11 protein-coding genes are annotated in these 9,705 nt (G+C 71.0%); 3 read left to right on the forward strand and 8 right to left on the reverse strand.

Features of this window, described 5'->3' with window-relative positions:
* Positions 1 to 91: 91 nt before the first annotated feature.
* Positions 92 to 835 carry a hypothetical protein gene (locus AB0H43_RS25170; protein WP_360002937.1) on the forward strand — a complete coding sequence of 248 codons (744 nt, stop codon included), beginning with the start codon at positions 92 to 94 and terminating at the stop codon, positions 833 to 835.
* Here AB0H43_RS25170 and AB0H43_RS25175 read toward each other — a convergent pair whose 3' ends face one another.
* Positions 836 to 2,749 (reverse strand): DUF6596 domain-containing protein, encoded by a 1,914-nt coding sequence (locus AB0H43_RS25175; RefSeq protein ID WP_360002939.1) that lies wholly within the window; start codon positions 2,747 to 2,749, stop codon positions 836 to 838.
* A gap of 10 nt (positions 2,750 to 2,759) precedes the next feature.
* A complete protein-coding gene (locus AB0H43_RS25180; protein ID WP_360002940.1) occupies positions 2,760 to 3,089 on the reverse strand; it encodes a YciI family protein in 330 nt (109 codons plus the stop codon).
* Positions 3,090 to 3,242: 153 nt separating this feature from the next.
* On the opposite strand from AB0H43_RS25180, the gene AB0H43_RS25185 reads away from it, so the two are divergent.
* A complete protein-coding gene (locus AB0H43_RS25185; protein ID WP_360002942.1) occupies positions 3,243 to 3,905 on the forward strand; it encodes a DUF998 domain-containing protein in 663 nt (220 codons plus the stop codon).
* Here the strand turns inward: AB0H43_RS25185 and AB0H43_RS25190 are convergent.
* The 4 genes from AB0H43_RS25190 to AB0H43_RS25205 all read right to left on the reverse strand — a co-directional run bounded on the left by AB0H43_RS25190 (position 3,847) and on the right by AB0H43_RS25205 (position 7,357).
* A complete protein-coding gene (locus AB0H43_RS25190) occupies positions 3,847 to 4,572 on the reverse strand; it encodes a DUF2306 domain-containing protein (RefSeq protein ID WP_360002944.1) in 726 nt (241 codons plus the stop codon). The genes AB0H43_RS25185 and AB0H43_RS25190 overlap by 59 nt on opposite strands.
* A 93-nt stretch (positions 4,573 to 4,665) precedes the next feature.
* Positions 4,666 to 5,325 carry a response regulator transcription factor gene (locus tag AB0H43_RS25195; RefSeq protein WP_360002946.1) on the reverse strand — a complete coding sequence of 220 codons (660 nt, stop codon included), beginning with the start codon at positions 5,323 to 5,325 and terminating at the stop codon, positions 4,666 to 4,668.
* Complete coding sequence (locus AB0H43_RS25200; protein WP_360002948.1) at positions 5,322 to 6,437, reverse strand: histidine kinase; 1,116 nt, start codon at positions 6,435 to 6,437, stop codon at positions 5,322 to 5,324. Before AB0H43_RS25200 ends, AB0H43_RS25195 begins: the two co-directional genes overlap by 4 nt.
* A gap of 167 nt (positions 6,438 to 6,604) precedes the next feature.
* Positions 6,605 to 7,357, reverse strand: coding sequence for an SDR family NAD(P)-dependent oxidoreductase (locus AB0H43_RS25205; RefSeq protein ID WP_360002950.1), 753 nt, complete (start codon positions 7,355 to 7,357; stop codon positions 6,605 to 6,607).
* 165 nt (positions 7,358 to 7,522) lie between these two features.
* Between AB0H43_RS25205 and AB0H43_RS25210 the strand changes: the two genes are divergently transcribed.
* Positions 7,523 to 8,416 carry an RNA polymerase sigma-70 factor gene (locus AB0H43_RS25210; protein WP_360002952.1) on the forward strand — a complete coding sequence of 298 codons (894 nt, stop codon included), beginning with the start codon at positions 7,523 to 7,525 and terminating at the stop codon, positions 8,414 to 8,416.
* Here the strand turns inward: AB0H43_RS25210 and AB0H43_RS25215 are convergent.
* Both AB0H43_RS25215 and AB0H43_RS25220 read right to left on the reverse strand, forming a co-directional pair.
* Positions 8,409 to 8,765, reverse strand: coding sequence for a VOC family protein (locus AB0H43_RS25215; protein ID WP_360002953.1), 357 nt, complete (start codon positions 8,763 to 8,765; stop codon positions 8,409 to 8,411). The two genes, AB0H43_RS25210 and AB0H43_RS25215, sit on opposite strands and share 8 nt — an antisense overlap.
* Before the next feature lie 29 nt (positions 8,766 to 8,794).
* Positions 8,795 to 9,529, reverse strand: a complete 735-nt coding sequence (locus AB0H43_RS25220) for a class I SAM-dependent methyltransferase (RefSeq protein ID WP_360002955.1) — start codon at positions 9,527 to 9,529, stop codon at positions 8,795 to 8,797.
* Positions 9,530 to 9,705: the final 176 nt, after the last annotated feature.

Genomic DNA, 9,705 nt, shown 5'->3' on the forward strand with positions numbered 1-9,705 from the left:
GGCCGCGTTCGCTCGATGGACGCGGCCCCACCGCGTACGCGTACGCCAGTAGACTCCGCAGGACTCTGGCTCGACGCGACGGGGGCGTTTGGTGGAACCGGACAATGCTGAGCGGGATCCGCTGCCCAAGACCCCGGATCCGCTGGCGGACTGGCTGGAGGAACCGGGCTCGACCGCACCGGGGCGGTCCTCGTGGCTGCCCATCCTGGCGATCGTCGTCTGCGTGGCCCTCCTCAGTGGAGCCGCCTACGCCTTGGTCAAGCTGCGCAAGCACCCGGCACCCGGAAGCGGTCTGACGGCCGGGCAGACAGCCCTGGCGAGTCCGGGCAGCGCTTGGGCCCGGGACTTTCCCGTCTCGACCAAAGCCGACCTCGACGGCGTCTGCCGAGGCTGGTACTACCCGCAATCTCCGGCCGCGACCGGCCCGGCACCGCATCCGATCACGGTCACGGTGCTGGACAACGCCTTCAAGATGCGTCTGCAGCCCCTCTCCGTCCACGTGCCCGACGGTGTGAAGAAGCAGTTTCGGGATGCCTGGCAGCCGGCGGACCTGGCCAAGGTGCAGATCGTCGCGTGCGTCGACCTCGTCGGCTCCGGCAAGCCTCTCGGGAAGTGCTCGTTCACGTCGCCGAAGGTCACGACGGTCCCGTTCGTGGAAGGCATCTACCAGATCACGGCGTACGAGGTGGCGACGGGACGGAAGCTCACCGAGGCCCGCGTGATCGGAGCCGAGGAGTGTCCCTTGGTCGCCCTGGTCCCCGCCGACGACGTGCTGCACAGCGAGGTGTCGGACCGGCAGCTGTACGACAAGCTGCACGCCCTGGTCGAACGCTGATCAGGAGTCCCGCAGATCCCGCAGCGTATGCCCGGTGGCCTGCTTGAACAGGTACTCGGCGCGTTCGTAGGACAACCGCGTCCGCCCGGTGTGGGGGCAGACGTCGGCCGCGGCCGGCGGCCGTCCCGGTCCGCGCCGCCGATCGGCCAGGAACACCGGTCCTCGCTCCCGCCCGGCGAGGAGGTCGGGCAGCAGCGCCGCGGTCTGCGAACGCCAGCCGAGCCAGGCCCGGCCGGTCCACGCCCGGCGCTCGTCCAGCTCCAGGTCCTCGACGTTCAGCGCCAGCACCCGCCGGGGTCCAGCCGCCGACTCCGCCAGCAGCCGCCACAGCGTGCGTTCCCGTAGCGGCAGGTCACGAGCCCAGAGCGCGGCGAGGTCGAGCGCCCGGCGGGGTGACGGCGTCTCGGTCCGGCGGTCGAGCGTACGGGCGAGATCGGGCAGGCCCGCGAAGGCGCTGAAGGACCGGACGGCCGACCGATGCCGGTTCCACGTACGCGCGGCGGCCTCGTCCCAAGCCAGCGCGAACGTCTGCGCCACCCGATCCGAGGTCAGCTCGGCCAGCGGCAGGCTCTCGCCCAGCGTCCGGCTCAGCCGTCGCAGCGTCTGCGCGTACGAGCGGAGGGTTTGCGCGTCGAGGTCGTCCCGGCTCAGGAACTCGGCCGCCGCTTGACCGAGCGTCGGCTGCGCCGGGGCGCTCCCGGCCAGCCTGCCCGCCCGTCGAAGGAGGAAGTCTCGTTCGGCCGCGTTCGCGGTCAACGCGGCAGCCCGTTCGAACTCCCGGCGGGCCTCAGCCGGGCGGTCGAGCCGGGCCAGCAGATCTCCGCGTACGCCCGGCAGCAGGTGGTAGTTCTGGAGCGCCGGATCGCTCAGCAGCTCGTCGACGAGGTCCAGCCCGGCCTGCGGACCGGCCGCCATGCCCACCGCCACCGCCTGGTTGAGCTTCACCACGGGGGTCGGCAGCAGCCGGACGAGGGCGTCGTAGAGCGCCGCGATCTGTGCCCAGTCGGTGTCCTCGGCGGTCCGGGCCTGGGCGTGGCAGACGGCGATCGCTGCTTGAAGCACGTACGGACCGGGTGGCCGACCGAGATCCCGGGCCCGCAGCATCGCGGTGAACCCGCGCCGGATGAGCAACTGGTCCCAGCGTGCCCGATTCTGCTCGTGCAGTTGGACCGGTTCCCCGTCCGGGCCGGTGCGCGTCGCGCTGCGAGACGCCTGGATCTCCATCAACGCGACGAGCCCGTGGACCTCCGGCTCGTCCGGGGCCAGCTCGGCCAGTTGGCGGCCGAGCCGGAGCGCTTCGAGACACAGGTCGGCGCGGATCAGATCGGCGCCCGCGCTGGCCGCGTACCCCTCGTTGAAGATCAGGTAGAGCACTTCGAGGACGGCGGACAACCGCGCGGTCAGCTCGGGACCGGCTGGAATCTCGAACGGGATCCGCTGCTCGGCGAGGGTCTGCTTGGCCGCCGCGATCCGCTGCGTGATCCGCGCCTCGGTGGTGAGGAACGCCCGGCCGATCTCGGCCGCGGTCAGGCCGCCGATCAGCCGCAGCGTCAACGCCACCCGAGCCGGGGTCGGGAGCACGGGGTGGCAGGAGATGAACATCAGCCGCAGGACGTCGTCGGGCTCCCGATCCGGCTGCTCGTCGAGGTCGCGCGCCAGTTCCTCGCGCTTACGGTCGAGCAGCTGCGACCGCCGAATGTGGTCGATCGCGCGGCGCTTGGCGATCGTCGTCAGCCAGGCCCCCGGCTTGTCCGGTACGCCCGCCACCGGCCACTGTTCCAGCGCCGCCACCAGGGCGTCCTGGGCGAACTCCTCGGCGAGGCCGACGTCGTGCACAAGCCGAGTCAGCCCGGCGATGATCCGGGCCGACTCGAGCTTCCAGACGGCGTCGACCGTCGGGTGAACGGCTGTCACGATGCGGCGATCAGCCCTGTGGCCCGTAGACCTGCTGGATCACGCTGACCCCGTCGCCGACGATTCGCCGGAACCGCCGACCCAGTTCGATCGCCTCTTCGCGCGAGCGCACCTCGATCAGGGCGAACCCGGCGACCGCCTCCTTCGCCTCGGTGAACGGGCCGTCGGTGACGGTGATCTCGTCGCCGGTCGAGGTCAGCCGGACGCCGCCGGCCTCAAGCCCGCCGGTGGCCAGCAGGATCCCGGCCGCGGTCGTCTCGTCGATGAACTTCGCCATCTCGGTGAACAGCTTCTCGTCGGGCTTGTTGTCGTCGGCCAGGGCCGTCATCAGGAACCGCATGACGTGGTCTCCATCCAGGTGAAAGGGGGTGTCTGCCGAGACGTCGAACCGGCGGATGTGACAGGGAACCATGCTGTTCCCTGTCACATCTTCGGATCGACGCGTCAGCGAGACAAGTCCTCACCACGAGTCCTCACGACCCAGGAGTCCGACATGACGACCATCGCGACCACCCCGTCCGCCGCCTCGTCCACCGCGGCCTCGTCCGTCCGCACCCGAGCTCTGCTGACCTGCGCCGCCGTCGCCGCCCCGCTGTGGGCGGCGGTGAGCCTGATCCAGGCCGCGACCCGCGAAGGCTTCGACCTGACCCGCCACCCCCTGAGCGCGCTGAGCACCGGCTCGCTCGGCTGGCTCCAGATCACCAACTTCCTCGTCGCCGGGCTGCTCACCGTGATCGGGGCGACCGGACTGCGCCGGATCGTCCGCAGCAAGTGGGCGCCGCGCCTGGTTCGGATCAACGGGCTCGGGATGATGGCGGCGGGCATCTTCGTGATGGACCCGGCGGACGGCTTCCCCGTGGGCACGCCCGCCGGCGTCCCCGCCTCGCTGAGCTGGCACAGCTACGGCCACTTCGCGGCCGGCACGATCGCGTTCGCTGCCCTGATCGCGGCCTGCTACCTGCTGGGCCGGGAGTTCAGCCGGAACGGCGACCGTGGCCCGGCCCTCGTCTCCCGGATCACCGGGACCGCCACCCTCCTGGGGAACCTGTGGGCGATGACCGGCGGCAAGGCCGGCTCGCTGACGCTCGCCCTCGGCGTCATCCCCTCGATGCTGTGGATCTCGGCGCTGGCGGCCCGGGCACTGCGCCGCCGCTGACATCTGCGCCGGCCCGGCTCGGTCCGGAGAGCCCCGCCCGACGGCGGGGCTCTCCGCCGCGCCGGATGAACCACTCGGCCACCATTAGGTTGATCAGCCAAGCCGCCAGCATCAGGAGGGCGTACGCGAGCACGCCGGGCTCGCCGACCGCGACCGTCCAGAACGCGAACGTGAACGCCTGCGTCCCCGCGCCCAGAGCCAGTGCGTACGCCCGCATCATCCAGGCGCGATGGGTCATGAAGTCGCGCCGGCGGACGGCCACGAAGCCCAGCACGAGACAGAACAGCATCCCGGTGGAGACGAACACCCGGATGACGCTCAGCCCGGAGTCCTCGATCGGCGGGAGGGCGTACGTCAGGGTCATCCACAGACCGGAGACGGCCACCGCGATGCCGCTCGGGAGGACCAGGCGACCGGCGTACCGGTGCCAGCGGCGGCGCCGCAGACCCGGGGCGAACTGCAACGCGCCCAGGACGGCGAACAGGACGCTGCCGACGATGTGCAGCACGATGGGCACCGGCGCAGTCACGAAGCGCGCGTTGTCCGGCGTCACCTGCGGCCGAGAGGCCAGTTCGGCGCCCCGGACGAAGGCCGCGATCACCGGCACGAGACTGAGCAGGATCAAGCCGCTCGGGACGATCCACTGTGGTTTCCGCGAAGAGGTCACGCTTCGATGGTCAGGCCGCCGGGCGGGCGACTCATCGGCAATCGGGTCGCGGCGTCGGCGTACTCCGGAAGGGTCGGCGCGTAGTACTTCCGGCTACCGCCGGTGAATCCGCCGCGTCTCGTACGCCCACATCGCGATCTCCACGCGATTGCGTACGCCGAGCTTCGTCATCAGGCTCGCGATGTGACTCTTCACCGTGCTCAGCGTGATCCGCAGCTCGGCCGCTATCTCGGCGTTCGTCCGTCCCCGTGCGACAGAGGCGAGCACCTGCTCCTCCCGGTCGGTGAGCGGATCGATCGGCTGGGCCGGCGGGGCGCTCGGACCGGTCTCGGCGAACGCTTGGAGCAGCCGGGCGGTGACTGCCGGGGCGATGAGCGCGTCGCCGTCGGCCGCCGCGTGCACCGCCTGCGCCAGCAGGACCGCTCCGGCGTCCTTGAGCAGGAAGCCTTTGGCGCCCGCCCGGAGAGCTGAGTAGACGTACTCGTCCAGGTCGAACGTCGTGATCACGACGACGGCGAGCGGATCGGCGACCCCCGGCCCGGCCAGCGCCCGGGTGGCCGAGATGCCGTCCATCCCGGGCATCCGGATGTCGAACAGGCACACATCCGGGCGTACGCGGCGGGCCAGTTCCACAGCGGACACTCCGTCGGAAGCCTCGCCGACGACCTCGATGCCCGGCTGCGCGTTGAGGATCATCACCAGTCCAGTGCGGACGATCTCCTGATCGTCGGCCACGATCACGCGTACGCTCATCGCCCGCTCCGGGGCAGCACCGCCGACACGACCCACCCCCGCTGCCCGTCCGGTCCGGCCTGGCATTCGCCGCCCAGCAGCTCGGCCCGCTCGATCATGCCCAGTACGCCGAATCCGGGCGACGCCGCGCCGGCCATCTCCCCGTCGTCGCGCACCGTCAGGCGTACCACTTGGTCGTCGGCGTGGAGCTGGACCTCGATGTGGCTGGCGTGACGCGCGTGCCGGCGGGCGTTGGTGACCGACTCCTGAGCCAGGCGGTAGAGCGCCGCGCCCACGGCGGTGGGCAGTTCGTGCAGGTCCCCACTCATGGTGACGGCCACCCGCGGGCCGGGATGACCGGCAAGCCCGGGAATGTCGGCCACGCCGGGATTGGGGGCGAGATCGGCGGCCTCGTCTCGGCGCAGCACCCGCACGATGGTACGCATCTCCCCCAGCGCCCGCGTGGCCTCCGTCTCGATGATCCGCAACGCCTCCAGCGGAGCCTCCGGCTGGACCGGCGCGACCGCGAGCCCGGCCTGGGCGCGGACGACGATCGCCGAGAAATGGTGAGCGACCGTGTCGTGCAGATCCCGGGCGAGCCGCTCCCGTTCCACGAGCCGGACCTGCTCCAGCTCCCGCGTCCGGGCCTTGACCCGGAACCGCAGCGCGGCCCCGAGCATCACCGCAGCACACAAGATCGCCGCCCCGCCCAGCGCATCTGTAAGCCGCAGCCGGTCCACCGCCACCGAGACGGCCAGGTTGGCCGCCATGCACGCCAGGCCGATCATCATCTCGCGGCCGGAACCCCAGCGGAACAAGCTGTACGGCAGAGCCAGCACGTAGATCATGACGAAGCTGTCGGGCACCTCGGGCGCCAGCACCGCGACGAGCCCGGACACCACGAACGCGACCGCGAGCGCCGCCAGTGGCCGGGACCGCCGCCAGAGCAGCGTCGGCACGAGACCGACCGTCACGACCAACGCGAGCGGTTGACCGCGCAGACTCGGCCGGGCCGCGAACTCGACGACCGCCAAGACGACGATCAGGCCGGCGAGCACCCAGTCCCGCCGGCCCCGCGGCGGCACGCCAGGCGGCCGGGGCTCGAACCAGATCGCGCGCGCGAGGTGCACCACGGCCCGATGGTACGAGCGGCCGACCGGCGGCGTATCCGCCCAAAGTACGAGCCGATCTGTTCCCGCCGCGTCGCAGGCGCTGGGTTCGCGTTATCCGGGATAACGCGGCTGTCCGGAGATCGGGAAGCAGCATCATCCGGGATAACGCGACGCGCTCACTTTGATCGTCACCAGGGCAGGGGGCCGTCGTCGCCGAAGAAGCCCCCGGTCGGGCCGTCGGCGTCCAGCGTCGCCAGGCGGACGACAACAGCGGCGCCCTCCGCGGCGGTCCGGTGCCCGAGGTGAGCGTTGATGTCCGTCGCGCAGAACCCGGGCGCGGCCGCGTTGACGAGGATGCCCGCCTCCCGCAGCTCGTGGGCGTATTGGACGGTCAGGGCGTTCACCGCGGTCTTCGACGGGGCGTACGCGATCGCCGGGGGCATCGCAGCGAACTTGCCGCCCTGGTCGCTCGTCCAGCTCAGCGAGGCGGCGTCGCTGCTGAGGTTCACGACACGACCGGCTGCCGACCGCCGCAGCAACGGCAGGAACGCGTTGGTCACCGCGATCACGCCGAAGACGTTGGTCTCGAACACCGCGCGCACCACGCCCATGTCCGCCACGCTGGGGATCTGGTCGCGTACGTCCATCGGCGAATCCGCAGCGGCCCCCGAGATCCCCGCGTTGTTCACCAGCACGTCGAGGTGGCCGAAACGATCCGCGACCTCGGCCGCCGCGGCGGTGACCGACGCCGGATCGGTGACGTCCAGCCGGACGGCGTACGCGTCTCCGCCGGCCGCCCGCAGCGCGGCGGCGGCCTCCTCGCCGCGCTCGGCGCTGCGAGCCGCGATCACCACCGTCCATCCCAGCTCGGCGAACTGCTCGGCGACGGCCCGGCCGATGCCCTTGTTCGCTCCGGTCACCAGTGCGATCTTGGTAGTCATGGTCAGTCCTGCTCTCCTGGTCGGGCCCGTGTTCCCGGCGGACACGGCTGTTTTCTGGTCGACATGGAGATGCCGGCGGGCCGCGGCTTGTGACGGGATGGGGCTTGTGACGAGGGCCACCGACGCCAGACGTCACACGATCCCCGGGACCGGAGTCGAATGCGTATGACCGACACCGCCACCGACGCCTTCGTCCGCCACCGGAGCCTGCTGTTCACCGTGGCGTACGAGATGCTCGGCTCGGCCGCCGACGCCGAGGACGTCCTGCAGGAGACCTGGCTGCGCTGGGCCGGAGTCGACCTCGACGCCGTGCAGGACCAGCGGGCCTACCTGGTCCGGATCACCACCCGCCTGGCGCTCACCCGGCTGCGGACACTGCGCCGCCGCAAGGAGTCCTACATCGGCCCGTGGCTGCCCGAACCGCTGCTCACCGCACCGGATGTGGCCGAGGACGTGGAACTGGCCGACAGCGTCTCCATGGCGATGCTGCTGGTCTTGGAGACGCTCACACCGACCGAGCGGGCGGTGTTCGTCCTGCGCGAGGTGTTCGACATCGAATACGAGGAGATCGCCGAAGCGGTCGGCAAGACCCAGACCGCCGTACGCCAAATCGCCCACCGAGCACGGCAGCACGTCGCCGCCCGGCGACCCCGCGGGGACGTGTCGCCGGCGCAGGCCCGGACGGTGCTGGACGCCTTCCAGCGGGCGGTCGAAACCGGCGACCTCCAAGGACTGCTCGACATCCTGGCGCCCGACGTCGTCTTCCTCGGCGACGGCGGCGGGATCGTCCGGGCGGTGCCGCAGCCCATCGTCGGCGCCGACCGCATCGCCCGCGTCTTCCTCACCGGCATGACGAAGGTCTCCCCCACGACCAAGCTGGCCCCGGCCGAGATCAACGGCTATCCGGCGCTGATCCTCCGGATCGACGGCGACGTCGACACCGTCCTCGGACTGCGAGTCGACGACGGGCGCATCACGGGGCTCTACGCCGTCCGCAACCCGGAGAAACTTTCACGAGTGTCGACGGAGATCGCGGTGACGCGACTCCACGTCAGCTGAGGCACAGGCAGAACGGGTGACCCGCCGGGTCGAGGAAGACCCGGAACGTGGTGCCGGGCTGGTGGTCGTGCTTGGTCGCACCGAGCGCGATCACCCCCGCCTCCGCCTCGTCGAGGTCGTCGACGACCACGTCGAGATGCATCTGCTGCGGCACCTCCTGGCTGGGCCACTTCGGGGCGGCGTAGTCCTCGACCTTCTGGAAGCAGATGCACTGGCCGTAATCGGCGCGGACCTCGTACCAGTCGCCCTCCGCCTTGACCTTCCAGTCCAGCATCGTCCCGTAGAACTCCGCGAGCGCGGCCGGGTCCGGACAGTCGATCACCAAGCTGGGATACCGTGCGATAGCCATGCCCGGACCGTACCCGCGGCCCCCGACAATCAGGCTTTCCGCCAGACGGAAACGTGGCTCTCGCTGTCGGAGGTGAACGGCGCTCCGCTCCAGTCGGCCACTCGGCGTACCGGCTCCAGGCCGGCGAGCCGGGCCATGAGATCGCACTCGGCCGGCCAGATGTAGCGGAAGTTGCTCGCCCCATAGCGGGTGCTGCCGTCGGCGTACCGGTAGTAGTGATGCGAGGTGCCCTGCTGCGTCACCATGTCATAGGTGTCGAAGCCGACATGCCCCTCGGAGACGTCGAACGGCACCGCCGTCTGGCCCGGCGGGAACCGCCGAATGCCCGGGATCCACAGCTCGATCACGAAATGGCCGCCGGGCACGAGATGCCGGGCCGCGTTACGGAAGCACTCGACCTGCTCGTCCTGCGTACGCAGATTGCCGATGCTGTTCCACACGAGGTAGACCAGCGAGAACTGCCCGGGGACCGTCGTCGTCGCCATGTCGCCGACGACGACCGGGATCTCCTCGGCGGACGCCGACTTCCGCAGCTGGTCGACCATCGGCTGCGACAGCTCGATCCCCGACACCGGTACGCCCCGCGCCCGCAACGGCACCGCGACCCGGCCGGTGCCGATCGCGAACTCCAGCGCCGCACCCGATCCGGCCAGCTCGGCGAGGAAGTCCACCGCCGGGTCGAGCACGTCCGGGGCGTACATCGCGGCCGACGTCTCCTCGTACCGCTCCGCGGTCGCCTGGTCCCACAGGTCGCTGCTGGTCACGCGAGCTCCTCCTCGTTCGGTGCGGTCAACCCGGCACCCTATCGGCGATCTTCCGGTCTGTCGGCCCGATTTCTCCGCCCAGCGCGTTCCGGCTGGATGGGATCGGCGCTGGATCAGGGTTGTGGGGGGGGTGTTGGGGGGCAGTTTGGGGCGGGGAACCAATCGCGCGGGGGGCA

Origin of the sequence: Hamadaea sp. NPDC050747 (genome assembly GCF_040654195.1) — a bacterium.
In the GTDB taxonomy this organism is placed as follows: Bacteria; Actinomycetota; Actinomycetes; order Mycobacteriales; family Micromonosporaceae; genus Hamadaea.

What these genes read in the sequence shown, in the direction of transcription:
- AB0H43_RS25180 (WP_360002940.1), bottom strand. Translation starts at nt 3,089, where the DNA reads ATGCGGTTCCTGATGACGGCCCTGGCCGACGACAACAAGCCCGACGAG.
- AB0H43_RS25185 (WP_360002942.1), top strand. Translation starts at nt 3,243, where the DNA reads ATGACGACCATCGCGACCACCCCGTCCGCCGCCTCGTCCACCGCGGCC.
- AB0H43_RS25195 (WP_360002946.1), bottom strand. Translation starts at nt 5,325, where the DNA reads ATGAGCGTACGCGTGATCGTGGCCGACGATCAGGAGATCGTCCGCACT.
- AB0H43_RS25205 (WP_360002950.1), bottom strand. Translation starts at nt 7,357, where the DNA reads ATGACTACCAAGATCGCACTGGTGACCGGAGCGAACAAGGGCATCGGC.
- AB0H43_RS25210 (WP_360002952.1), top strand. Translation starts at nt 7,523, where the DNA reads ATGACCGACACCGCCACCGACGCCTTCGTCCGCCACCGGAGCCTGCTG.
- AB0H43_RS25215 (WP_360002953.1), bottom strand. Translation starts at nt 8,765, where the DNA reads ATGGCTATCGCACGGTATCCCAGCTTGGTGATCGACTGTCCGGACCCG.